The organism is Collinsella sp. AF15-51, assembly GCF_003462845.1.
GTDB lineage: Bacteria > Actinomycetota > Coriobacteriia > Coriobacteriales > Coriobacteriaceae > Collinsella.
The window spans coordinates 1-24,152 of record NZ_QRYG01000005.1 but is presented as its reverse complement, the minus strand read 5'-3'; the positions used below and the strand labels follow the sequence as shown (position 1 = coordinate 24,152).

Here is a 24,152-nt window from a genome sequence, read left to right as displayed (position 1 = left end):
TGCGGTGAAATAGGGACTGTTTTATGGGCTAGAAGCCTTAAACAGTCCGTATTCCACCGCAACTTCTAGGGGAGCTTTGGTGGCGTGCCTAGTCTAGGCGGACCGGATCGTGGGGGTAGGCGTTGAGAATCTCGACGCCGGACTCGGTCACCAGGGCCAAGTCCTCGATGCGGACGCCGGTGCGCCCGGGGAGGTAGATGCCCGGCTCGATTGAGAACGTCATGCCTGGCTCTACGACCTGCTCGTTGACCAGCGAGACGTCGCCCGGCTCGTGGTCCTGCAGGCCAATCGAGTGACCCAGGCGATGCGTAAAGTATTTGCCGTAGCCCGCGTCCTCAATCACGTCGCGCGCGGCACGGTCCAGGTCGCACATGCGCACGCCCGGTGCGATGAGAGCCTCGGCGGCCTCGTTGGCGCGGCGCACGATATCGTGGATGCGCGCCGTCTCTTCGTCTGGCTCGCCCCAAAAGAACGTGCGCGTCATGTCCGAGCAATAGTTGCGATGCCGCCCGCCGATGTCGAACAGCACCACGTCGCCGCGCTTGAGTACGGTGTCGTCGGGCTCGTGGTGCGGGTCGCCGGCGTTGGCGCCAAAGCTCACGATGGGCGGAAAGCTAAAGCTCTCGCAGCCATGCTTGCGATACAGGCCGAGCATCTGGTCGGCAATCTCGCGCTCCGTCACGCCTTCGTGGACGAGCTTGATCGCGTCGGCCATCACGGTGTCGTTGGCTGCCGAGGACATGCGCATAAGCTCCTGCTCGGCGGCATCCTTGTGGGTGCGTGCGGCGGTGACGGCAAAGTCACCCAGGAAAAACTCGCTTGCGGCGTGGCGCTCCATAAGCGGCATCAAAAAGCCGGAGCGCATGACGGTGTCGACGCCGAGCGGTTTGGTCGGATCGACCTCGCGCGCGATGGCATCGGTCACGATATCAGTATCGGTGTGGTAGGCAACGCGGGCATTGTCGTACTCGGGCAGCTGATGCAGCGCGTTGACCAGAATCACCGGCTCGGCACCGCGCGTGAGCAGCACGCCACAAAAACGCTCGAACATATCGGCATAAAAGCCGGTCAGGTAATAGATCGACCACGGGTCGTTTACGAGGAGCTGCGCGCCGGGGTGCTGAGCCTCGAGCGCATCGAGCACGCGCGCCACACGCTGGTCATCGACATGTGCCATGAAACATCCTTTCGCTAGGCTGCCACCATGGTATCCCAAGCCCGGCACATAGGGACGTTCCTTTTTATGCTGGCACCTTGGGACACTCCTCGGCCTTGACATGGTTTATCTGGGATGATTGGGCAAGTAAGGTAGCCAAAAGAGCCCCGTCCTAAATTAGCTGCTTAGGCGGGGTCGATGTCCATGCTGGCGACTAGGTCAATGTTGGTGCCGAGAAGATCTTCCAGCACGACGTCGCCCATGCGGATGGGGGCGTTGACGACTAGACCTCGGATGAGGGCCATGGCTTGGGCGTGGAGTGCCAGCGGGATGGCTTCGGCCGTGCGCACGGGGAGCAGGGCTTCGTCGCCGCCGGAGACGGCCACGGTCGTCGTGAGCACGCGCATGGGGCAGGTGAGCTCCTGATGCGCGAACTTATCGCCACGCGGACAGCTGTTGCCGGTTACGGAGCGCACCTCTACCACGGCGCCGTCTGCGCTGCGCTCGACCTCCACGGTCAGGAGGCACTCGGATGGGCAGGTGGTGCAGTTGAACTGCAGCGTTTCAATCGCGTTTGTGCTCATGACTCTACGCCTCCTCAACGGGGTCGACGGACAGGACAATCTCGTTAACACCCAGGTCGAGTGCGCGCTGAATTACCTTTGCCGGTAGTGGGAAGCTCTCCATTACGCTCGGTTTAAACGGGCGGACCTTGCCTGCAAACAGCTCCTCGTCGCCTGCCAGAATGCGCACGCGGGCGGCGTCGACCGGTCGGCGCACGCGGAAGTTGAGCTTGGTGAGTGCCACAGCCGTAATGCGTCCCGGCAGCGCGTATCCCGCTATGCCGGCAGGGGAGACGGTGAACTCGCAGTCCGGAACAGCGCCTGCGCCGGTCCCCAGCGCGTACGCCGCTGCAGCTGCGCCAGCCCTCTCGGATTCGCTCGTTACGTTGTCGGCTAGGTCGTGCACGTGCAGCACGTTGCCGCAGGCAAAGATGCCCGGCACGACCGTCAGCAGGCTCTGGTCCACCACGGCGCCGCGCGTGCGCGGGTCAAGCTCTACGCCCGCGGCAACCGAAAGCTCGTTCTCGGGAATCAGGCCCACCGAAAGCAGCAGTGTGTCACACGGAACAACGCGCTCGGTCCCCGGAATGGGCGCTAGGCGCTCGTCGACCTGGCTCACCTCGACGGCTTCCACGCGGTCGTGCCCGATCACGCGCGTGACGGTGGTGGACAGGTGCAGCGGAATGCCAAAGTCGTCCAGGCAGTTCTTAACATTGCGGCGCAGACCGTTGGCGTACGGCATAAGCTCGTACACGCCCTCGACGGAAATCCCCTCGAGCGTGCAGCGGCGTGCCATGATGAGCCCGATGTCACCCGAGCCCAAAATGACGGCGCGCGAGCCGGGTTTGAGGTTCTCGATATTGATGTATCGCTGCGCCAGGCCGGCCGTAAACACGCCGGCGGGTCGGCTGCCGGGAATCTTGATCTCGCTACGGGTGCGCTCGCGGCAACCCATGGCAAGGACGACCGCGCGCCCGGTGAGCTGCAGCATGCCGGTGGGGCTCATGAGCGTGACGGTGTGGGCCGCGGCGTCTTCCGTGGACTCGTCCGAATCAATCCCAAGCACCATGCTATTCAAGAACAGCGCGATGTCGATCGCGCGCACCTGGTCGATAAAGCGCTGTGCGTACTCGGGGCCGGTGAGCTCCTGCTTAAAGTGCGAAAGGCCAAAGCCGGGGTGGATGCACTGGCGCAGGATGCCGCCTAAGTGCTGCTCGCGCTCCACGATGGCCACGCGCGCGCCGGCCTTATGCGCCGAAAGCGCGGCCGCCATGCCGGCGGGCCCGCCACCGATAACGACCACGTCGAATGCCTGCGTCGACACCGACGCTACGGCTCCTGCCTCTGCGCGTTCGTCGCGCATATCAAGCGTTGCCATCCTAGCGCACCCCCTTCAGCGGTCCCTCAACCAGCCACGAGCCAGTGTCCTCCAGCAGCACCTCGCTGGGGTCGCAGCCCAGCTCGCGGGCTAGAATCGCCACCACGCGGCTCTGGCAAAAGCCGCTCTGGCAGCGGCCCATGCCGGCGCGGCAGCGGCGCTTGACGCCCTCGACCGAAACCGCACCTGGGCGGCGTCGAATCGCGGCAACAATCTCGGCCACGGGCACTGTTTCGCAGCGGCAGACGATCTGTCCCCATGCAGGGTCGGACTTGATGAGCTCCTCCTTGCGCACAAGTGGCGCACGGTCGAAGTCGTCCGGCGCGCGGCGGACGGGATCCCAGTCGGGCCGCTCGTGCAGGGCAACACCGGCATCGCGCAAGATCTGCTCCATGCGCTCTGCGATGGCTGGCGCGCTCGCCACGCCCGGCGACTGAATGCCCGCCGCCTGGAATAGGCCTGGCACCACGGCGGACTGCCCAATAAGAAAGTCGTTCGTTCCCTTAATGACCGGACGTCCGCCGGCAAACGCGCGCACCACGCGACGCGTGTCCAGATCGGGCACCAGCTTGTGCACACCGGTCAGGAGCGCGTTGACATCGGTCGCGTAGGTCTGCGTGTCGCCTGGCTTGCGCACGGCAGCCGTCGCGGTAATCACGGTGTTGCCATGTACGGTACCCGTGACGATAACGCCCTTGGACACTGGCGTGGGAACAGGGTAGAGCGGCATGAGCGTGCGCGGTTCCTTATCCAGCACCACGATGTTGCCCTGACGCCAGACCATCTGGAACTCCTCGGCGCCCACCATATGCGAGATGTCGGCGGCGCCGTTGCCCGCGGCGTTGATCAGGTAGCGGCAGCGCACGTCTCCGGCGGGCGTCGCCAACGTAAAGCGCGCGTCGTCGCCCGAGCCCGCAACTTCAATCGCTTCCACCGGCGCAGACCGCATAAACGTCACCCCGTTGGCCACGGCGTTCTCCAGCGCGGCGATGGCAACCTCAAACGGGTCAACGTAACCGGTCGAAGGGCACCATAGCGCGCACGTGGCCTGGGCACTGGCGCGCGGCTCTAATTCGTGGATGCGGTCGGGTCCGACGATCGACAGCTCGGGCACACCGTTGGCAAGGCCGTTGCACCGCAGCTGCTCCAGATGCGTCCGGTCTTCGTCGTTAAACCCCAGCACCATCGACCCGGTGCGGCGGAACAGAAAGCCCAGCTCCTGCGCCCACGTACCGTACAACTCGCAGCCACGGGCGTTGACCTGCGCCTTTACGGTGCCCGGCGCCGGATCGTAGCCGGCGTGCACCAGGCCGCCGTTGGCCTTCGACGCGCCCAGCGCAATATCGTTAGCCGCCTCGACCACGCAAATGGACAGGTCATAGCGCGCGAGCTGCCGCGCGATGGCGCATCCGGTGATGCCCGCGCCGACAATCGCGATATCAAACGTTTCTGTCACAGCGCCTCCCAGACAAGTTGACAGGCTGTCAATAAGACTATCCTACGGTCTGCGCGTCCCCAGAGCGGCGTCAATGCGGCGAACAGCCCCGCAACACCCGCCAACGGCAGACGAGGTGAGACCCGGTAACGTCGACAACCTCGTCTGCCGACAACTATGGAAACCGTTCGTCTCGATCTGTAACAGTAAGAGGGGTTTGGGGCCCAAGATGTTACAGATCGAGATTGAAGTCGGGGAGGGACCCCTGTGTCTCGATCTGTAACACCTAGACCCGGATTCCGCTCCCACCTGTTACAGATTGAGATGTTTGTGTCCGCGCCGGCGCCGCCCCTAGCCGTGGTCCCATATAAACAAACCCCGTGGTAAACTTGACCGGACTGTTAATATTCCGAAAGGTACCCGTAATGTCCAAGTACATCTCCGAGCTCATGTCGCCGCAGCTTATGGGCGTCGTCTATGCCTTCGTTGGCTTTATCATCGCCCTCTATGTGCTGTCGGTCGTCTATGTGTTTATCGACGCTCGCCGCCGCGGCGCCAGCGCTTACGTGGCATGGGGCATCATCGCCCTCATCCCGTTTGTAGGCCTCATCGCCTACTTGGTCCTGCGCCCGCACTCCTATGCGGCCGACCGCGAGGAGCAGGAGCTGGACATGGCCCTGCGCGAGCGCCAGCTTGCCCAGTACGGCACCTGCCCGCAGTGCGGTGCCCCCATCGAGAAGGACTTTGTGGTCTGCCCGGTGTGCGACACCCAGGTTCGCAACGTGTGCCCCAGCTGCCATCGCCCACTCGACGCGCACTGGAAGGTCTGCCCCTACTGCCGAACTCGCATTCAGTAACGCATCCATCGCCGGGCCGGCCGCAAGCCACGGGCACGCTGCAAGCCACGCGCGCCCCGCAGCCCCGCCCCCACACGATGAAGCATGCGTAGAAAATCGCCCGCCGTGCCATTAAGGTGCGGCGGGCGCTTGTATACCAAGGCAACCTGCCTATAATGATGCAAGTCAAAAACGCCGAGCGCATCGCACGCACTTGCATCAGGCATCCGAGAGGAGAAAACATACCCATGAAGGCACTCTACAATGACGGTTCGGTGGCCGAGCTCCCGCAGGACGAGGTCACGCACGTCATCCGCCACTCCGCCGCGCACATCATGGCGCAGGCCATCAAGCGCCTGTACCCTCAGGCCGACTTTGCCTACGGCCCCGCGACCGACAACGGCTTCTACTACGACGTCGACCTGCCCGAGGGCGTCAAGATCAGCGAGGACGACTTCCCTGCGATCGAGGCCGAGATGAAGAAGATCGTCAAGGAGAACCTCAAGTTCACCGTGTACGAGAAGCCCCGTGCCGAGGCCATCGCCCTTATGGAGGAGCGCGGCGAGAAGTACAAGGTCGAGCATATCGGCGACCTGGACGACGACGCCCGCATCACCTTCTACCAGCAGGGCGACTACATCGACATGTGCGTCGGCCCCCACATCTGCTACACCAAGGCGCTGAAGGCCTTTAAGCTCACCGGCGTCTCGGGCGCCTACTGGAAGGGCGACAAGGACAACAAGATGCTCACCCGCATCAACGGCGTCGCCTTTGCCACCAAGGAAGAGCTCGACGAGCACATGCACATGTTGGAGGAGGCCAAGAAGCGCGACCACCGCAAGATCGGCCGCGAGATGGACCTCTTTATGATGCGCGACGAGGCCCCCGGCTTCCCGTTCTTCCTGCCCAACGGCATGGTCCTTAAGAACACGCTGCTTGACTACTGGCGCGAGATCCACCACAAGGCGGGCTACGTGGAGATTTCCACGCCGCTCATCATGAACAAGCAGCTGTGGAAGACCTCGGGCCACTGGGACCACTACAAGGACAACATGTACTCCACCGTCATCGACGACGAAGAGTACTGCATTAAGCCCATGAACTGCCCGGGCGGCGTGCTGGTGTACGCCTCCAAGCCGCACTCCTATCGCGAGCTGCCCATCCGCGCCGGCGAGATTGGCCTGGTGCACCGCCACGAGCTGCGTGGCGCCCTGCACGGCCTGTTCCGCGTGCGCTGCTTTAACCAGGACGACGCCCACCTGTTTGTGCGTCCCGACCAGCTGACCGACGAGATCGTCGGTGTGGTTAACCTCATCGACTCCGTGTACCAGAAGTTTGGCTTTAAGTACCATGTTGAGCTTTCCACCCGCCCCGAGGACTCCATGGGTTCTGACGAGGACTGGGCTCGCGCCGAGGAGGGCCTGCGCACCGCTCTGGAGAAGCTGGGCATGGACTACGAGGTCAACGAGGGCGACGGCGCCTTCTACGGTCCCAAGATCGACTTCCACCTGGAGGACTCGCTCGGCCGTACCTGGCAGTGCGGTACCGTGCAGCTCGACTTCCAGATGCCGCTCAACTTTGACCTGGAGTACGTGGACGCCGACGGCACCAAGAAGCGCCCCATCATGCTGCACCGCGTATGCTTTGGCTCCATCGAGCGCTTTATCGGTATTCTGATTGAGCACTTTGCTGGCAAGTTCCCCACCTGGCTGGCTCCCGTGCAGGTCAAGGCGCTTCCCGTCTCTGAGAAGAGCCGCGACTACGCCCACGAGGTGTGCGCCAAGCTTGAGGAGGCCGGCATCCGCGTGGTCTGCGACGACCGCGACGAGAAGATCGGCTACAAGATCCGCGAGGCCCGCAGCATCGACCGCGTGCCCTACATGCTCATCCTGGGCGAGAAGGAGGTCGAGGCCGGCAACATCTCCGTCCGCGATCGCTCCAACGAGACCGTTCAGATGAGCGTCGACGAGTTTGTTGCGAAGGTGCTTGAGGAGATCAAGACTCGCGCCTAAGGCAAACTTCACAACAATTAACGAAGGCGACCGTCCACAAAGGGCGGTCGCCTTTTTTCATGCCCTAACGAGAAAAAGCCGCTGATACTGCGGCTTTTTTGTTGCACAAAAAGGTACAGGTTTTTGTATCTTTCGACAGACGATATTATACGAGCAATTAATCAGCGTTTGCCCAGATTACGCAAAATGTACTGCTAGTAGGTACATCTCCATACCCCTCTATAAAAACCTGTACTTTTGCGATTGCGCCTAGCTGCGAGCGAGAAGCCTGTTCTAAACGCCCCTGCATTTGCGTGCATCGCAAAGCCAAAAGAGGGGGCGAGAACATGGAACAGACGACACGGCGCCAAGAGCAGCTGCCTGGCGCATTTAACGGCGCCACCACCAACAGCCAGCACGGCCGCGTCCGCTGGTATCTGGTCCACACCCCCAACGGTAAAGAGCGTGAGACCTGCGAAAAGGTCCGCTGCATTATCCCACACGAGCTTATGCAGGACGCTTTTGTGATGCAAAAGGAGTTCTGGTTTAAGCGGGACGGCTCTTGGTCGCTCCAAACCAAACCTATGTACAAGGAATACTTCTTCGTCGCCACGCACGATGCCGCTGCGCTCGATAGGGCCCTGGCCCAGTTGAGCTTTGGCTGCCGTATCGCCGGCAGTAGGGAGCGGGCGTACATGCCCATGCCGGACGATGCGCAGGACTGGTATCGCAGCGTGCTGGACGACGACGGCGTGGTGCGCAACAGCGTCGCGCGCATAGAAGATGGCGTGTTGCACATAGAGCAGGGTCCCTTGGTGGGGCAAGAGGCCCGTGTAAAGAAGATCGACCGTCATAAGCGCTGGTGCCTGGTAGACGTGGGCGAAGGTGACTCCGCTTTTAGGGAGTTGCTTGCGCTGGACGTTCCCAGCAAGACGTAGGGGAGACGTTGCACTAGCAAATTACTTGGTTTTTGGATTCATAGATGGGGGGGGGTTCCTGGGGACAGGAACGTAAGTTTTATTGTGGCTGCTAATAAAGAAGTGACAGAGAGCAATGCGCCCGCGGGGGCAGCGCTGATTGCTCAGACTATGGACCAGCGTGAATGCACCGGTCGATATAAGGCTGTGCAATCCATCATGGACTGGGACAACTCGCGCCTGGCCTACCGTGCCGTCAAGCGCGCGTTCGACATCGTGTTCAGCGGCTGCGTGCTGGCCGTCATTGCCGTGCCGAGTCTGGTGCTTGCCGCGGCAATCCGCCTGGAGAGCGAGGGCAACCCGTTCTACAGTCAAATTCGCGTGGGCCAGACCCACCGCGACGGCAGCCTGTCCACCTTCCGCATGTGGAAGTTCCGCAGCATGTACAGGGACGCCGACGAGCGCCTCGCCGAGCTCAAGGGGCAGAACGAGATCGCCGGCGCCATGTTCAAGATGAGGGAGGACCCCCGCGTCACCAAGATCGGCAGGTTCATCCGCAAGCATTCCATCGACGAGTTTCCGCAGTTCGTCAACGTGTTCCTGGGGCAGATGTCCGTCGTGGGCCCGCGCCCGCCGCTGCCTAACGAGGTGGCCGAGTACACAGAATTTGATCTGCAGCGTCTGGCCGTCAAGCCCGGCATCACCGGCTGGTGGCAGGTGACCGACCGCAATTCAACGGGTTTCGACGGAATGGTCCAGCGCGACCTTGAGTACATAGCCAGGCGCGGCGTCATCACGGATCTCAAGATCGTTCTACTCACTGTCGTCGAGGTAATTACGGGAAGCGGGGCGTGCTAGTGTCAGCCGGCAATCGTTATCCAATTCTGAACACGTATGTAAACGCCATCTCGCTTGACGAGACGGTGGATGAAATCGAGAAGATCATCGCGAGGGGCGTACCGACCCAGCATGTCGTAATCAACGCCTCCAAGGTCAACCTGATGGAGGCGGATCCCGAGCTCGCGTCAATCGTCAACGAATGCCCCCTGATCAACGCCGACGGCGCCTCGATCGTCTGGGCGGCGAAAAAGCTGGGGGTTCCTCTCGGGGAACGCGTCACGGGCATCGACCTGTTCCAGAGGCTTGTCGGGCTGGCGTCCGAGAAGGGCTACCGCATCTACCTCTTCGGGGCGAAGGAAGAAGTGGTCACCAAGGTCAAAGCGATTTTCGAGGACAGGTACCCGGGCATCCAGATCGCAGGGTATCGCAACGGCTACTTCACCGAGGCGGACGAGCCCCAGATCGTATCCGATATGGCCGCCTCGGGAGCCGACATGATGTTCGTCGCTTTCTCCTCTCCCAAGAAAGAGTACTGGGTCCACAAGTACATCGACCAGATCGGAATCCCCTTCGTCATGGGCGTCGGCGGCAGCTTCGATGTTGTTGCCGGCGTAACCGACCGAGCTCCGACGTGGATGCAGAAGCACGGCCTGGAGTGGTTCTACCGCTTCATCCAGGAGCCCGGAAGGCTGTGGAAACGCTACATCATCGGCAACCTAAAATTCGTCGCCCTCACGTATGAATACAAGTTCGCTAAGAAAGGTGAATAGCAATGGTTAACGTTATCGGTCTCGGCTACATCGGCCTGCCCACCGCCCTCATGATGGCATCCCACGGCGTGGAGGTCGTGGGCACGGACTACAACGAGGAGCTCGTCGCCACGCTCAACGCCGGCAAGACCACCTTCAAGGAGGAGGGCCTGGACGAGCTGTTCGCCGACGCCCTGAAGTCCGGAATCAAGTTCTCCACCGACTACCAGGTCTGCGACACCTACATCGTCTCGGTCCCCACTCCCTACGACAAGCTCGACAAGAAGATCGACCCGTGCTACGTCGTGGCGGCCTGCAAGACCGTCCTCGAGGTCGCGCCCGAGGGCGCCGTGCTCGTCGTCGAGTCCACCGTCTCGCCCAACACCATCGACCGCTTCGTTCGCCCGCTGCTCACAGAGGCCGGCCGCGAGGACGTCAGGCTCGTCCACGCCCCCGAGCGCATCATCCCGGGCAACATGGTCTACGAGCTGCTGCACAACAACCGCACCATCGGCGCCGACGACCCCGAGGTGGGCGAGGCCGTGGCGAAGGTCTACGCCAGCTTCTGCCAGGGCGAGATCTCCGTCACCGACATCCGCACCGCCGAGATGACCAAGGTCGTCGAGAACACCTTCCGCGCGGTGAACATCGCCTTCTCCAACGAGCTCGCCAAGATCTGCCGCATCGGCGGCATGGACGTCGCCGAGGTCATCCGCATCGCCAACAAGCACCCGCGCGTGAACATCCTCAACCCCGGCCCGGGCGTCGGCGGCCACTGCATCCCGGTCGACCCGTGGTTCCTAGTCGGCGACTACCCCGAGACGGCCAACTTCATCCGCCTCGCCCTGCAGACAAACGCCTCCATGCCCGAGTACGTCATGCACCGGGCCCACGAGGTCATGGTCGAGCGCGGCATCACGGACGCCTCGAAGGTCGGCATCTACGGCCTCACCTACAAGGAGAACGTCGACGACGTCCGCGAGTCCCCGACGCTGCAGATGCTCGAGTCCATGTCCGAGCACCTCTGCGCCGGCTCCGTCAAGGTCTACGACCCGTGGGTCGAGCGCGACGAGGTTCCCGGCCAGGTCCACTCTATGGATGAGTTCCTTGAAGGCCTGGAGATGGTGATCGTGATGGTCGGCCACTCCCAGGTCACGGACAACCCCGGCATCTTCGGCGAGCGCGTCCTCATCGACCCGCGCAACGTCTGCGGCGACGGAGAGAACGTCTACAAGCTGTAAGACCATGTGACTCTTCAGGAGAAATCGTTTTGAAGAAGGTAATGCTCGTCTTCGGCACCCGCCCGGAGGCAATCAAGATGTGCCCGCTCGTCAACGAGCTCAAGGCGCGTACGGATGAGTTCGAGACCGTTGTGACTGTGACCGGCCAGCACCGCGAGATGCTGGACCAGGTTCTGCGCGTCTTCGATGTGACTCCCGACCACGACCTGGCGATCATGAAGCCGGGCCAGACGCTGTTCGACGTGACGTGCGACGTGCTGCTTAAGCTCAAGGCCGTCCTCGAGGACGAGACGCCCGACGTGGTCCTGGTCCACGGCGACACCACGACCAGCTTCGCCGCGGCGCTCGCGTGTTTCTACCTGCAGATCCCCGTGGGGCATGTGGAGGCCGGCCTGCGCACGCATGACATCTACAGCCCCTGGCCGGAGGAGTTCAACCGCCAGGCGGTCGACATCGTGAGCGAGTACTACTTCGCGCCCACGGAGGCGAGCAAGCAGAACCTGCTCGGCGAGGGCAAGCTCGAGTCCGGGATCTGGGTCACCGGCAACACCGGCATCGACGCACTGCGCACTACCGTGCGCGAGGGCTACTCCCACCCCGAGCTCGATTGGGCTGAGGGCTCCCGCCTCATCCTCATCACGGCGCATCGCCGCGAGAACTTGGGTGAGCCCATGCACCGCATGTTCCGCGCCATCCGCCGCGTGATGGAGGAGCATCCGGACACAAAGGCAATCTACCCCATCCACATGAACCCGCTCGTCCGCAAGGCCGCCCACGAGGAGCTCGACGGCTTCGACCGCCTGCACATCATCGACCCGCTCGAGGTGCTCGATTTCCACAACTTCATGGCCGCGAGCCACCTCATCCTCACCGATTCCGGCGGTATCCAGGAGGAGGCCCCGAGTCTGGGCAAGCCGGTGCTCGTCATGCGCGACACCACGGAGCGCCCCGAGGGCGTGGCGGCCGGCACGCTGAAGCTCGTCGGCACCGAGGAGGACGTGATCTACCGCGAGTTCAGCCGCCTGCTCAGCGATCAGGCCGAGTACGAGGTCATGAGTCATGCGTCGAATCCTTACGGTGACGGACATGCGAGTGAGCGAATTGCGGACGTTATTGGAGGTAAATAGTGAAGCTAAAAAAGAGGTTTACTCTTTCTCTTAAAAACAACCTGCGCTTCATTCCTGATGAGGCATATATGCGTCTCTACTTCAAAGCCAAACTTCATTACGAGCCTGATTTCGAGTGTCCTAAGACATTCAATGAGAAGCTGCAGTGGTACAAGCTTAACTACCATAATCCAGTTTTGACTCAGCTCGCAGATAAATATGGCGTGCGCTCTTTCGTCGAACAACGTATCGGGTCCGAGTATCTTGTGCCACTTTTCGGTGTTTTCAATGCAGCTGAAGAGATCGATCTCGATAAATTGCCGGAGAAGTTTGTGCTTAAATGTACTCACGACTCGCAGAGCACATTTGTTTGCACGGATAAGTCGAATTTTGATTTTGTTGAGGCCAAGAAACGTCTGAATGTTGCCTTGCATAGAAACTGGTATTGGCAGGGCAGGGAGTGGGCTTATCTCGGTATCACGCCTCGCATTGTGGCGGAAGCATTTCTTGATGAACCTGGAAGAGCGACTCCGACTGATTACAAATTCTATTGTTTTGACGGTAAGGCAGCTCTTGTTCAGACGGACGCCGATCGTTTCACTAATCATGAAATGCAGTACTTTTCTACTGAATGGGAGCAGCGTGGCGATATCGACCATGAGGTATCTGAGCATGAGCCTACTGTAAAGCCCGAGAACTACGAACTTATGCTTGAGCTTTCCGAGAAACTCTCTGATGGTTTCCCTCACGTGCGGGTTGACTGGTACAACATTAGCGGTAAACCTTACTTTGGCGAGATGACTTTCTATACCGGAGGCGGATACGATCCCTTCTATGCACTAGAGGAGCAACCCGATAGACTTGACCGAGAGCTTGGCGATTTGTTTGTTTTGCCAACTGTTTCCCATTTAGAAAAGTACTGCGATTGGTCTTGCCCTTCTTCTAAAAGATCTTTAGGTGCTGATAATGCCTAAAGTGTTGATGATTGGCCCGAGTCTTGATGCTATGGGTGGCATCTCCACGGCCGAAAACAACATTATGAAGTGGTCGAATCGTAACGAAGGTTCAATAGAATTCATTTCGACAACTGCTGAGGGCGGGAAGTTCAAGAAGCTCTCCATTGCCCTTGTGGCTTATATGAAATATCTCAGTAGGCTCAACGCGTGCGATCTCGTACATGTGCATATGGCGTCTCGTGGCAGCTATCGCCGAAAAAAGATCTTCATGAGGGCGGCCTTCTTTCGAAACAAACCCGTTCTTCTCCATCTGCATGGTAGCGAGTTCGGTGTTTGGTTTGACGAAGAATGTAGCGAGGCTGAGAGACGCGATATCTCGCATTCCTTTGAATGTTGCTCAAAGGTGGTCGTTCTGTCGGAGGAGTGGAAGGAATTCCTTCTAAAAAGGCACATCTGTTCCTTGGATCGTATCGTGGTGGTGCATAACGCCGTTGACGTTCCTGAGGTTAACGCTATTGATTATTCGTGCAATACGGTTTTGTTCATGGGGCGTCTTGATGCGCGCAAGAGTCCGGATTTACTTTTGCGCGCTGCTAAGCGCGTTCTTAAGACTCATCCCGATGCGCGTTTTGTCTTTGGCGGAGACGGGGATGTGCCAGCATATGAACAACTGGCGGATGAACTTGGAATTGGTGACAGGTGCAGCTTTATAGGCTGGGCTAAAGGTGAAAAAAAAGACGAAGCCTTTCGCAACAGTAGCATGTTCTGCCTTCCTTCGAAGAATGAGGGCATGCCTATGAGTGTGCTTGAGGCAATGTCGTACGGACTTGCTACCATTGCGACTCCTGTCGGGGGTATTCCACAAGTCATTACCGACGGCGTAGACGGAATTATGTTTCCAGTTGATGATGTTGATGCGTTGGCCACTAAGCTCGAGAATCTCATGAGCGATATCTCTTACAAGGAAATGATTGGAATTCAGGGACGAGCTCGCATAAAAGATGCCTTTTCCCTTACGGCGTTTATGAACCGGCTTGGCATGGTTTACGAAGATATTTGCCGGTGAGACTCGCTTTCTTGGGCGATATTGGAGACCCGTCAGACTCCGTTTCTTATTTCCAAGTTGCACATTTAGGAGCGTGACGATGGATAAGACTATTCATTACTGCTGGTTCGGAGGCAATCCGCTCTCTGAGACCGCTGTGAGGTCCTTGGCTTCGTGGGAGAAGTTTGCGCCTGGGTTTGAGGTCAAGCAGTGGAATGAGGATAACTTCGACTTCGCATCATGCTCTTGGTCAAGGGGCGCGTATGCGGCGGGCCTCTGGGCATTTGTGTCGGACTACGCTCGCTTTAAGGTCTTGTATGAGTACGGCGGCATCTATATGGATATCGGCAGCGAGCTCATACGAGACATATCGCCTCTCATGGAAAGCATTCCTTTCACTGCAATCGAAGAATCCTCGTTGACTGCCACCACCGGCTTGATTGTTGCTGTTGAGCCTCATGACCCTGTAATTCGCGCATGCGTGGAACGATATGAGTCGATGGAGTTCTCCTGTGATCCTGATTTTCTCGACAAGATCACGGTGAATGAGGTATTCACTGCTGAGCTTCAAAAAATCGGCTTTGAACGCGTGAATAAAGAGCAGCATTTCGGTGGCTGGCTTGCCTTGGACTCCAAAGCGTTCAACCCCGTTTACGGTTTCGGCGGTTATCACATCAAGCGTGAAACCTACAGCATCCATCGCTCTTCGGGAAGCTGGGTTGAGCCCAAATATCGCATCAAGCGGAAGGTTGTGCGTAAGTGTTCCCCTTTCATTGGGCGAAGGCTTTCGCAGATTTTGGGTCGAATTCTCATGGAGCTTAGTGACGGTGGCTTGGTTGTAGGAACTAAGAGAATCTTTGGCGTTGTTCGCGAAAAGATTGCTAGAGGAGAGAGAAGTTAGAGTGGACGTATTCGCTAAAGATACTTATCACTATTTCGGTACGCAAGGCGTAAAGCTCGGCCGGTTATTAGGTGATTTTGGCTACCGCTATGTTTTCTATCTAAGGATGTGTCAGGCAGGGGGTTTGCGAAAACTCCTCTTCACGCTTCCGAGGAAACATCTTTCCAGGAAGTGTGGACTCGAGATTTCGCCATCAACTCAAATTGGTGAAGGCTTCTACATTGGTCACCCTTACGGCATTACTGTAAACGCCGGCGCGAAGTTCGGCCGTAACGTGAACATCCATAAGGGATGCACCATCGGCCAAGAAAACCGTGGCCATAGAAAGGGCGTCCCTACGATTGGTGACCGCGTATATCTCGGTATTAACTCGACGGTTGCAGGTAATGTGACCATTGGAAATGATGTCTTTATTGCCTCCAATACCTTTGTTAACCAGGATATTCCCGATCATTCGATAGTCATTGGCAACCCGTGCAAGATTATCGAAACCGATAACGCTACTGAAGGTTACATCATCAATTTGGTTTAACGAGCTTGCGAATAGTTAGGCGGTAAGATATTGAAACGCATAGGCATCCTCACATTTTCGAATACCGTAAATTATGGTGCTTCGCTACAAGCATGTGCTCTGCGCAGGACCGTGATGTCGTTGGGCTGCGACTGCGAAGTGCTCAATTACAGCAATAAGGAACTCGATGATCGAGAGTTGGGTACGTGCTTCTCGTTCAATCCTTCGGATGCCGTTCGCTATTTCCTTCGCAGGGGTTTTGAGCGCCAGAGGCTTAATTCGTTCAGTCGATTTGCTAAGCGCAATCTAAGCCCTACGGGAAAGCTGGATAAGCAAGCTCTTATTGATAGAGCCAAGAGCCTCGACTGCGTCCTCATTGGCAGCGATCAGGTTTTCAATCCTCGGGTTAATGGGCATGACCCAGTCTTCTTGGGTGAAGGCATCGCTGAAGTTACAAAGGTCGCGTCTTATGCTGCCAGTCTGGGAGATGCGACGGCGGAATCCATTTTGGCATGCGATGAAGGCGCGGCCGACAGGCTGGCAAAGTTCACTGGTCTTTCCGTTAGGGAACCGAGCTCTATGGAGGTCCTTAGCGAGATGGGGCTCGAATCTGTATTTATGCCTGATCCGACCCTGCTTCTTACGGGCGATGACTGGTCGGCGTTAGCCTCAGATGACGGCTTGGATACGATACCTCAATCCTATGTTCTGCTTTATACGCTTAACTCTGAGCAAAAACTCGTGGATCGAGCTAGGAAGATCGCCAGCGAGCTCGGCGTTCCTGTCGTCTGCATTCATTACAACACGAAGAAATTCCCCGGCATGATTAACGTGAGGGGTATCGGTCCGGCTGCTTTCTTGAAGCTTGTTAGTGAGGCGTCGTTTGTTTGCACGGACTCCTTCCACGGCGCCTGCTTCTCCATGAATTTCAATAAGTCGTTTGTCGTTAAAACGTCGGACTCCGCCGTTCAGAGTAACGTCAGGATTACAGACCTGCTCGCACGTTATGGAATTGAGGGTTGTCTGTATCGAGACGAGGTCGTTACTTCGGCTGTTGACTATGGTCATGCAAACCAGACCCTCTCACATGACCGTGATACAGCGCGTGCCTTTATCGCTCGCTGCATTGGATTGTAGGTGTCGTTTCTGGCTTATGTTTGCAAAGAATACTTTTTGGAACTTGGTCTACCAGTTGACCGCTATCGTTGCCGGCTTCCTCGTCCCAAGGGCGATTATTGGCGTATATGGATCCGAGGTTAACGGTCTGGTGACCTCTCTAACTCAGTTTATTGGTTATTTCGCACTTGTCGAAGCTGGTATTTCTGGTGCGGCGACCTTCGCTCTATATAAGCCTATTGCTAAGGGCGACTGGGATGGGATTAACGTCGTGGCTTCGGCCTCGAAGGTCTTTTATCAGAAGTCGGGCATGTTGTTTCTTGTCTTGCTGGTTGGCCTTTCGGTCGTTTATCCCATATTTGTCTCGGTAGGTTCGCTTGCGCCTTGGGAGATCATGGTGCTTACCTTCCTGTTGGGTGCCAAGATCGTCGTGGATTTCTTTTCCCTCGCCAAGTACCAAGTTTTCCTTACCGCCGATCAAAAGAACTGGCTCATTCAACTCGCATCGACGGTCTTCACGCTGGTTAACACGGCCGTCATTTTCTTGTTTGCCTATCTCCATGCTCCTGTTGTCGCTGTCTATGCGTTGGCTCTCTCTGCGGTTTTTGCGCGCAGCCTGATTCTCGCTCTGTATACACGCCGCCATTATCCGAAGCTCAATTGCAAGGTTGATTACGGTGACTATCAGCTACCCCAGAGATGGGATGCGTTGTTTCTCCAAATCTTGGGAGCCGTTCAGTCGGGCGCGCCCGTTTTTTTGGCGACCTTCCTCTGTGGGAGCATGAGTGAAGTTAGCGTTCTTGCTGTTTATATGCTCGTATCTACGGGGCTACAGATGATTCCGAATGTCCTTGGTACAGGGCTTCAGGCGCTCTTTGGTCGACAGATTGCTGAGGGAGACTACGAGGGTCTTCGGTCTTCCTATAAGCCATATCGAGCGCTTGTGTACGCAGTCTCCGCTGTGGCATGCGGATGTGCTTTTTCATTGATTATGCCGTTTGTTGATTTGTATGCAGGCGGGTTTCACGATGCAAATTACCACAATGTCCTGCTCGGTTTCCTCGTCGTCCTAAATGTTTTTCTCTATCATGGCAAGTCGTCCCAGGGCCTACTTGTAATTGCTACTGGCATGTACCGTGAGACTAGGGCGCAGACCTGCTTGCAGGCTGCAATCATTATCGTCTTGGGTATCCCACTCACAATGCGTTTTGGGGTCGTCGGCACAATTGCTGCGTCCTGCGTATCCAATCTATACCGCGTGATTGACCTTTTGCTCTACGAGCCTCGTAAAATCTCGAAGGACTCTCTTTCGAGTTCGTTTTGGTCGTTTGGCGTGTATGTATTACAGACCGTTCTCGTGGCCATGCCTGGCTATCTACTGTCTTGCTTCGCTGGTAGTTGGACAGGATGGATTGCGGTCGCCATCGGTCTTGTCATTTGGGGCGCAGTCGCCGCATGCGCGACGCTCTATTTCTTCGACAGGCCTAGCTATAGTTCGATTATTGGTCGTTTTATGAGGATTAAATAGGATGAATTATTTCAGCGCGTCTAGGGCCGGTGTTGAGTCTTGCTCTGAGTTAGAGCGACGCTTTTCCCTAAATGATGGGTCCATGGTGTTCATTCCACTGCTCTTTTACGCCTTTTTCTGCCAATCGCTCGCTGCTTCTGCGCTTGCACTCGATGTCTGCCTCCTGCTATCTGCTACGGCGTTTCTCCTGCATTTTGTGACTAACAGAAGATTTGCTTGCAAAAGATTTGGCCTTGAGCTGGCTTGGGCACCTTTCTTTGTGCTGTTCTCTATTCATAGTTTGATATACGGTGTGGCTAATTTAACCCTGCTCGTAGTTTATACGCTTCTATTTCTGTGCATGTATGTTGCGGCAGGCGAGCGATCCTGGGTCACTTCATGCCTTAGGGTTCTTGTCGCCTTTGCAGCATTTCATGCGTTCTGCACCATCGTCTTCTGGCTAGTCCCCGCACTTTATCTGCCAGTTAAATCTGCCTTCTTTTCAGGTAGCTATATGGCTAGGGACTATCGCTCTGGCTTCACGGCGCACTACAGCACTAATTCGATTTATTTGAGTTTGGGTCTCGTCTCTTGGGCCTGTGGTCTTGCTGGTAGCAGGGAAAAGGTTCGGATTAAAGATTTGATGCTGAGCCTGATGCTCTTGCTTGCGCTTTTTCTGACTACTAAGCGGGGTCCTTTGGTTGCATCCGTTGCTGCTATCGTCATCTCGTATCTGTTCGTAAATAGAAAGAAGCTTACCGGGACGATGCTCAAGACCTTGGTTGTTGCTGCAATCGCTGTAATAGCTGTCGGCGTTCTTGCTACGTTTGTTCCCGCTGTTCAGGCGACTCTTGAGAGGTTTATTGAGCTTTCAGATGATGAAACGGGCAATGGCAGAAGTTATTTGTACGATTGCGCTTGGAGTATGTTTTATGCAAAACCCTTACTTGGTTGTGGTTGGGGGACTTATTCCAAGTATGTTGCCACTACCTCCCTTGGTGCAATGTACAGCAATCTTGGCTTTTCGTCGATGAGTGCTCACAACGTATACCTTCAGTTGCTTGCCGAGACGGGTGTGATTGGCCTTGCGGCTTTTGTTGTGCCTGCGTTTCTCTCCATCCTTGCAGCCATGCATCGATCTGAATCTCTTTTAGAGGAAGGTCCTTATGGGGACTCCTTTTGCTTGTGGGCCTGTTTGGGTGTTCAGATTTTCTTTCTAATTTATTGCTTTTCAGGCAACCCTTTATACGATCCGCAGTGCTACATACCGTATTTCATTTCATGTGTGGCGGCGTTTGCTATTTGCGGCTCAGACAAGATGATTCTTAACGATAGGGAGGGATTCCATGGATATCTGCAAAGATAGTCAACGCTGTACCGGGTGCTCTGCGTGTCTGTCTGTGTGTCCTCGATCGGCGATTCAGATTGTAGAAGACTCTCATGGGTTTTACCGTCCGAAGATTGACGAATCAAAATGTGTTGAGTGCGGTTTGTGCCAGAGGGTATGTCCGGCTAATGGTTTGACGAGCGACGATCTGAAGATGAACTCTCGTCGGGTATTGGCTTATCAGGCTGACGACGCCGAACGCGCAAAAAGTTCCTCGGGTGCCGCGTTTTGGACCTTGGCTACTTACGTCCTAAATAATGGCGGCGTCGTTTACGGCGCTTGCTTCGATGAAGATTTCCGCGTTGTTCAGCGGCGTTGTGCCTCTGTTGACGACGCGCAATCTTGTCGAGGCTCAAAATACTCACAGGGCTTCGTTGGCTCTTCATATGTCGAAGCATATAACGACTTGAAACAAGGTCTTGACGTGCTCTACAGCGGAACCCCATGCCAAATTGCGGGTCTTAGGAGTTTTCTGTCTAAGAAAAACTATTCCGGACAGTTGGTTACCTGCGATTTAATTTGCCATGGCACACCTAGTAACCGTATGTTCCGCGAATACATTTCCTTTTTGGAAAAAAAGTCCGGAAAGAAGGTCATCAAATTTTTTCATCGCCCCAAGGACAGAGGTTGGGGAGTCCATGTCGAGAAGGCTCTCTTGGACGACGGCACTGCTCTCTATGACACGATTGAATCTAATACTTGGCGAGATGTGTTCTATAGCAATAACGCTTTAAATTCCAGCTGTTATAACTGCGCCTATACCGACGTCAACAGGGTTTCCGACTTTACTCTTGCTGATTTTCTTGGCGTCGATCGAGTTCGCAAAGGTTTTAATGATCATAAGGGACTTTCTGTTGTTATGGTTAATAGTGAGCTAGCCGAGCGTATTGTCGCATCTGGTGTATTTGAGCCCGGCGTAACAGATATATCTCTTGAAGAGGTGCTGCCCGGTAATCCGATGCTGGAGAGGTCGTCCTCTCCGCAGGGTAACGTTGATGGTTTCTGGAAGGCTTATGAGCATAAGGGGTTCGAGGGCACTGCTCGGTTTGTTGGCGCCTACGGCTTCGTGAAATCTCTCAAGACTCTTGTGAAACAGCTTATTAAAAGGAAATAGTTACTAGGGGCGTTTCTCTTGAATTTAATGGACTTTGTTGAGCATGTGGCGACCTGGATTTATGTCCGGGGTAAGTTGGCGTTTCTTGCAGGAAGATTCCCTGGCCAGATAACCATGACGAAGGCTTTCAGGCGACCGTTTTATTGTCGCGTATCGGATAAAGGCTTTATTAGCGTCGGTGAACGAACGTCTTTCAATTACGGTTGCGTCCTAATTGCTCATGAACGAATTGAGATTGGTAGAGGCTGCCTATTTGGTCCAAACGTCCATGTGTATGACTTCGACCACGGTATGTCGCAGGATGGGATCATGTATCGGGACCAGTCGACTACGACAGCGCCCGTGCATATTGGCGACAACGTCTGGCTTGGCGCGAATGTCGTGGTGCTTAAAGGTGTAGCCATTGGCGATAATGCGGTCATCGCTGCGAATAGCGTTGTTTCTAAAGATGTACCCGCGAATATGCTATTTCACGAAAAACGGGATCTAGTTTACAGAGAGCTTCGATAGGTTGCTGGATTGGCTTTCAATTCACGATGTACGCTGATCCGATAAAGCAGTATTGATAATGGCTTAATTGGATTAAAGCGTGCTTGCATTAGGGGTATCGGCTTGGGTCGATACCCCTTTTTTACCGGTTTGAAACCGCATCACTGGTAACGTCAAGTTTTTTGGAAATTGACAACCACATGACGGAGCACGGTCCGCGCTCTGTCATGTGGTCTCTGGCGGCTAAGCAGCGAATCACAGACGAATGGGATACGTGCCGAATTTGCGAACATCGTACGGTCGACGAGGAACTGCTGTGCAAGGAAATGAAGACTCCTCCGAGGAAGACCATCGAGGAGGCGCCCAGCGCGCTGCTCGATGAGGAAGCTAATGGGGGATGGTGCTGTCGGTTGCGCTGGTCGCGCTGACGGGGGCGGCGTTGTTGTCTCTTTTGACATCTACTGCGGAATCACTTGAGTCGGTGGTGTTTGAGCTTGTGGTCCCTTCGGCCTTGTCAGTATCGCTTATTGCTGTCTTAGTTTGTGCCTGTTGCGCGGCTGTTGCTTGAGGCCGCATGGCTTCTGCGATGACCGCCATGGGTATTGGTGCGTTTGCCATGGACATGCGCGCGATTGCACATGGTGGGCGATGGGGGGGCGTAGCGGAGCCTCTCTGGGAGCAGGCGATAGGGTCCAAAAGAAGCACCGGGCTAGCATGCCGCGCATATTTGTTGGGGTTTTCGGAAACACCAGTAAACATCAGCGAGCTTTCTGTGTTAGCGATGGAATAATTTAGCCAAATATAGTCGGCCGAGATTGACCAATCCCGGCCGACCCATTTTAGCCAGCACGCCCGCATCTATGACTTTCCTATCGCATTCCTACATCCCCTCGGGCTGGATCCCCCTCACCTTCACCGCCTGGGGGACGGCATCCACCGAGCAGGTGTCGAGCCCCTGCCGCGGTTCAGCTGCTGCTCGACGTCATCTCGACCTTCGACTCGGCAGATAGATAGTCTTTGTTTCCAGCGGTCTTCCGGTCTATTTGATTCATCGCATAAGCAACAATCCCATTCTGAATTCCCGAGATACTAGGCGGGAAAGACTGGTTGTCAGCATCAATGGAAAAGCTCTCTTCTTTGGCGTCCAGGTGCTGTTGAATGCGGTCGGCATATTTCTCTGCCCATTCATCGGCCTTGCCATTTCGCATAAAGTAATTGTTGGACAGGTCGGTCGATCGGTAGGCGTAGCCGTCCTTCTTGTAGTTTGCCGCGTGGTCGGAGTGGGCGATTGCCATGAGCTCGTCGGTCAGGCCAAAGTACAGATGGCGCTGGTCCAGGTCTCCGTACCAGTTGTCGCTGGTGTCGTCCCAGGTTAGGTCCATCTGGCACCATTTGCCGTCGATCTTTACGGCGTTTCAGGTGTGGCCGTTGCCGGTGATGCGGCCGTTGGCGATGCCCGCGGCGTCAAGGAGCTTGGAGTAGATGCGCTGGTAGCTCTCGCAGGTGCCCTGGTGGCGCGTGAGGCCGCTTTCGGCCGAGCACCAGTTGAGGCTGTGGTCGTACTCCAGCTGGTCGAGCGTCCAGTCGTGGAGCCACAGGGCGCGGGCGTAGTCGGACCCGTCGGTATCGGCGCTGCATTTGTCGACTGCGGACTTCACGATGGCGCTGACCGCCGGATAGGCGTCGTCGTTCGCGCTCGCAAACACGTTTGAGCGCAGATAGTACACGCCGGCCGCCTTATCCATCAGGTAAAAGCGCAGGTAATAGGTGCCGCTAGCGGTCATTTCGAACTGGTAGTCGTGCGATGTGCATTCGCCGGTGTATTGCTGCCACTGGTTACGGCTGGGGTCGGCAACGCTTTCGCTGCTACCGTCGGGATCCATATACGTCGGTGCGTCCATGCGGAATTGGTACGCACCGCTTCCGCCCGTCGCAGTCACATGGAACGTGGTCTCCTGGCCGAGCCTCGGGTCGTTCCATTGGACGGTGAGCGTGATGTCGCCGCTTTGCGCGGTGGTGCTGTGCTGGTAGTTCGCGGCCGCGTTCGCCGGTTTGATTTCAAATGGGATCGCGCAGGTGCCGCTGTAGTTCTGGTCGTCGGCGGTCACAACGGCGGTCGCCTGACCGATGGCTACGTTGTTCTCGTAGGCGACAGTGTACTGGTCGCTCGGCACGGTCGACGACGTGACGGTGGGCATCACGGGATTGCCCGTGTAGCGAATGTCGGTGTCCTCGATACTGAACATGCTGGCGTCGATCGGCTGCGTTGCGTTGGCCGTTACATTGGTGCCGGAGGCGGCGCTGATTTGATCGTTTGCCCGGGCTTGGCCCGACGTGGTTTCGGCTGGGCTCTCGTTAGGTTTGCCGGCGCTTTGCGCGGCGGGTTCTGGCGCACTGGCGATTTCGGCAAGCGCGGGTGACGGGATAAAACCAACCGTCATTACGAGCGAGAGCGCGATGGAAAGGACGCAGGAGGCAGGCTTACGCATGACGGCCCCTTTTCTGTAATCGGAACAGGTACGATTCTGCAAGCGTACCGGCATTTAATATGAGCAGGACATTGTCAAGAGGCAAAATCGGGCCTGGCCCCAACGATATGGGGTCAGGCCCTCTCCCTATATCAACCCGTCCGCGGCGACCTCGGCGTGTCTTACCGACGCTCGTCTTTGCAGTTTAATATCCGCCCGTGGCGATCTCTCGCTGGGCAATCCGTTGCTACGGCTGAGGCTTCTACGTCGAACCGACAGTCTGTGCACGCGTGTGGCGCCCTGGGCGCTCGCAGAAAAGGGACCTGAGGTTCGCCTCAACGGCTTCGGATCGAACCGCTTCCGGGGTGATCGGCTTATGTGCGGGGGACCGGCTGTTAGCGCTACTGTAAAAACAACCATTTTGACCAACGCTCAATAACCAATCA

Annotated in this window: 21 protein-coding genes and 1 pseudogene; 16 read left to right on the top strand and 6 right to left on the bottom strand. The window is 56.7% G+C overall.

The features are described 5' to 3' along the window. Positions 1 to 88 precede the first annotated feature (88 nt). The 4 genes from DWW51_RS03870 to DWW51_RS03855 all read right to left on the bottom strand — a co-directional run bounded on the left by DWW51_RS03870 (position 89) and on the right by DWW51_RS03855 (position 4,553). The gene (locus tag DWW51_RS03870) at positions 89 to 1,177 is read right to left on the bottom strand and encodes a Xaa-Pro peptidase family protein (protein WP_117773595.1); all 1,089 of its coding nucleotides are present in this window, start codon (positions 1,175 to 1,177) and stop codon (positions 89 to 91) included. A 164-nt stretch (positions 1,178 to 1,341) separates the two neighbouring features. Further along, a complete protein-coding gene (locus DWW51_RS03865) occupies positions 1,342 to 1,740 on the bottom strand; it encodes a DUF1667 domain-containing protein (protein WP_117773594.1) in 399 nt (132 codons plus the stop codon). A gap of 4 nt (positions 1,741 to 1,744) precedes the next feature. Next, positions 1,745 to 3,082, bottom strand: a complete 1,338-nt coding sequence (locus DWW51_RS03860; RefSeq protein WP_369832561.1) for an NAD(P)/FAD-dependent oxidoreductase — start codon at positions 3,080 to 3,082, stop codon at positions 1,745 to 1,747. A gap of 16 nt (positions 3,083 to 3,098) precedes the next feature. Next, complete coding sequence (locus tag DWW51_RS03855; protein ID WP_117773592.1) at positions 3,099 to 4,553, bottom strand: NAD(P)/FAD-dependent oxidoreductase; 1,455 nt, start codon at positions 4,551 to 4,553, stop codon at positions 3,099 to 3,101. A gap of 404 nt (positions 4,554 to 4,957) precedes the next feature. Between DWW51_RS03855 and DWW51_RS03850 the strand changes: the two genes are divergently transcribed. The 16 genes and pseudogenes from DWW51_RS03850 to DWW51_RS10475 all read left to right on the top strand — a co-directional run. After that, a complete protein-coding gene (locus tag DWW51_RS03850) occupies positions 4,958 to 5,389 on the top strand; it encodes a zinc ribbon domain-containing protein (protein ID WP_035138069.1) in 432 nt (143 codons plus the stop codon). Between the two features lie 227 nt (positions 5,390 to 5,616). Next, positions 5,617 to 7,380 (top strand): threonine--tRNA ligase, encoded by a 1,764-nt coding sequence (gene thrS / locus DWW51_RS03845; RefSeq protein ID WP_117773591.1) that lies wholly within the window; start codon positions 5,617 to 5,619, stop codon positions 7,378 to 7,380. A gap of 326 nt (positions 7,381 to 7,706) precedes the next feature. Then, positions 7,707 to 8,297 carry a hypothetical protein gene (locus tag DWW51_RS03840; protein ID WP_117773590.1) on the top strand — a complete coding sequence of 197 codons (591 nt, stop codon included), beginning with the start codon at positions 7,707 to 7,709 and terminating at the stop codon, positions 8,295 to 8,297. Positions 8,298 to 8,399: 102 nt separating this feature from the next. After that, positions 8,400 to 9,134, top strand: coding sequence for a sugar transferase (locus DWW51_RS03835; RefSeq protein ID WP_231501566.1), 735 nt, complete (start codon positions 8,400 to 8,402; stop codon positions 9,132 to 9,134). Next, on the top strand, positions 9,134 to 9,886 hold the full coding sequence (locus tag DWW51_RS03830; RefSeq protein WP_231501565.1) for a WecB/TagA/CpsF family glycosyltransferase: 753 nt from the start codon (positions 9,134 to 9,136) through the stop codon (positions 9,884 to 9,886). The genes DWW51_RS03835 and DWW51_RS03830 overlap by 1 nt, the downstream gene beginning before the upstream one ends. A 2-nt stretch (positions 9,887 to 9,888) precedes the next feature. Beyond that, entirely contained in the window at positions 9,889 to 11,106 is a 1,218-nt protein-coding gene (locus DWW51_RS03825; RefSeq protein WP_117773587.1) for a nucleotide sugar dehydrogenase, read from the top strand. A 29-nt stretch (positions 11,107 to 11,135) separates the two neighbouring features. Continuing rightward, positions 11,136 to 12,233, top strand: a complete 1,098-nt coding sequence (wecB, locus tag DWW51_RS03820; protein WP_117773586.1) for a non-hydrolyzing UDP-N-acetylglucosamine 2-epimerase — start codon at positions 11,136 to 11,138, stop codon at positions 12,231 to 12,233. Further along, the gene (locus DWW51_RS03815; protein ID WP_117773585.1) at positions 12,233 to 13,186 is read left to right on the top strand and encodes an ATP-grasp fold amidoligase family protein; all 954 of its coding nucleotides are present in this window, start codon (positions 12,233 to 12,235) and stop codon (positions 13,184 to 13,186) included. The genes wecB and DWW51_RS03815 overlap by 1 nt, the downstream gene beginning before the upstream one ends. Further along, a complete protein-coding gene (locus tag DWW51_RS03810; RefSeq protein WP_117773584.1) occupies positions 13,179 to 14,234 on the top strand; it encodes a glycosyltransferase family 4 protein in 1,056 nt (351 codons plus the stop codon). Before DWW51_RS03815 ends, DWW51_RS03810 begins: the two co-directional genes overlap by 8 nt. A 79-nt stretch (positions 14,235 to 14,313) precedes the next feature. Then, positions 14,314 to 15,114 (top strand): glycosyltransferase family 32 protein, encoded by an 801-nt coding sequence (locus DWW51_RS03805; protein ID WP_117773583.1) that lies wholly within the window; start codon positions 14,314 to 14,316, stop codon positions 15,112 to 15,114. 1 nt (position 15,115) lies between these two features. Further along, positions 15,116 to 15,646, top strand: coding sequence for a serine O-acetyltransferase (locus DWW51_RS03800; RefSeq protein WP_197032159.1), 531 nt, complete (start codon positions 15,116 to 15,118; stop codon positions 15,644 to 15,646). Positions 15,647 to 15,676: 30 nt separating this feature from the next. Next, a complete protein-coding gene (locus tag DWW51_RS03795) occupies positions 15,677 to 16,762 on the top strand; it encodes a polysaccharide pyruvyl transferase family protein (RefSeq protein ID WP_158549245.1) in 1,086 nt (361 codons plus the stop codon). A 16-nt stretch (positions 16,763 to 16,778) separates the two neighbouring features. Continuing rightward, positions 16,779 to 18,269: a lipopolysaccharide biosynthesis protein gene (locus DWW51_RS03790; RefSeq protein ID WP_117773582.1), complete on the top strand. Its 1,491-nt coding sequence runs from the start codon at positions 16,779 to 16,781 to the stop codon at positions 18,267 to 18,269. 1 nt (position 18,270) lies between these two features. Next, entirely contained in the window at positions 18,271 to 19,614 is a 1,344-nt protein-coding gene (locus tag DWW51_RS03785) for an O-antigen ligase (protein ID WP_117773581.1), read from the top strand. Then, positions 19,595 to 20,749, top strand: a complete 1,155-nt coding sequence (locus DWW51_RS03780; RefSeq protein ID WP_117773580.1) for a Coenzyme F420 hydrogenase/dehydrogenase, beta subunit C-terminal domain — start codon at positions 19,595 to 19,597, stop codon at positions 20,747 to 20,749. Before DWW51_RS03785 ends, DWW51_RS03780 begins: the two co-directional genes overlap by 20 nt. A gap of 348 nt (positions 20,750 to 21,097) precedes the next feature. After that, positions 21,098 to 21,202: pseudogene (locus DWW51_RS10475) on the top strand (DapH/DapD/GlmU-related protein); the annotation flags it as partial. Positions 21,203 to 22,203: 1,001 nt separating this feature from the next. On the opposite strand, the gene DWW51_RS03765 reads toward DWW51_RS10475, so the two are convergent. Both DWW51_RS03765 and DWW51_RS03760 read right to left on the bottom strand, forming a co-directional pair. Next, on the bottom strand, positions 22,204 to 22,620 hold the full coding sequence (locus tag DWW51_RS03765) for a hypothetical protein (RefSeq protein ID WP_117773577.1): 417 nt from the start codon (positions 22,618 to 22,620) through the stop codon (positions 22,204 to 22,206). Between the two features lie 33 nt (positions 22,621 to 22,653). After that, on the bottom strand, positions 22,654 to 23,727 hold the full coding sequence (locus DWW51_RS03760) for a hypothetical protein (protein ID WP_117773576.1): 1,074 nt from the start codon (positions 23,725 to 23,727) through the stop codon (positions 22,654 to 22,656). Positions 23,728 to 24,152 lie beyond the last annotated feature (425 nt).

Excerpts from the sequence above, each read along its gene's own strand:
- thrS (WP_117773591.1), top strand. The coding sequence starts at position 5,617 with ATGAAGGCACTCTACAATGACGGTTCGGTGGCCGAGCTCCCGCAGGAC.
- DWW51_RS03850 (WP_035138069.1), top strand. The coding sequence starts at position 4,958 with ATGTCCAAGTACATCTCCGAGCTCATGTCGCCGCAGCTTATGGGCGTC.
- DWW51_RS03840 (WP_117773590.1), top strand. The coding sequence starts at position 7,707 with ATGGAACAGACGACACGGCGCCAAGAGCAGCTGCCTGGCGCATTTAAC.
- DWW51_RS03790 (WP_117773582.1), top strand. The coding sequence starts at position 16,779 with ATGTTTGCAAAGAATACTTTTTGGAACTTGGTCTACCAGTTGACCGCT.
- DWW51_RS03865 (WP_117773594.1), bottom strand. The coding sequence starts at position 1,740 with ATGAGCACAAACGCGATTGAAACGCTGCAGTTCAACTGCACCACCTGC.
- DWW51_RS03780 (WP_117773580.1), top strand. The coding sequence starts at position 19,595 with ATGGATATCTGCAAAGATAGTCAACGCTGTACCGGGTGCTCTGCGTGT.
- DWW51_RS03760 (WP_117773576.1), bottom strand. The coding sequence starts at position 23,727 with ATGCGTAAGCCTGCCTCCTGCGTCCTTTCCATCGCGCTCTCGCTCGTA.
- DWW51_RS03785 (WP_117773581.1), top strand. The coding sequence starts at position 18,271 with ATGAATTATTTCAGCGCGTCTAGGGCCGGTGTTGAGTCTTGCTCTGAG.
- DWW51_RS03765 (WP_117773577.1), bottom strand. The coding sequence starts at position 22,620 with ATGGACCTAACCTGGGACGACACCAGCGACAACTGGTACGGAGACCTG.
- DWW51_RS03870 (WP_117773595.1), bottom strand. The coding sequence starts at position 1,177 with ATGGCACATGTCGATGACCAGCGTGTGGCGCGCGTGCTCGATGCGCTC.
- DWW51_RS03810 (WP_117773584.1), top strand. The coding sequence starts at position 13,179 with ATGCCTAAAGTGTTGATGATTGGCCCGAGTCTTGATGCTATGGGTGGC.
- DWW51_RS03805 (WP_117773583.1), top strand. The coding sequence starts at position 14,314 with ATGGATAAGACTATTCATTACTGCTGGTTCGGAGGCAATCCGCTCTCT.
- DWW51_RS03860 (WP_369832561.1), bottom strand. The coding sequence starts at position 3,082 with ATGCGCGACGAACGCGCAGAGGCAGGAGCCGTAGCGTCGGTGTCGACG.
- DWW51_RS03825 (WP_117773587.1), top strand. The coding sequence starts at position 9,889 with ATGGTTAACGTTATCGGTCTCGGCTACATCGGCCTGCCCACCGCCCTC.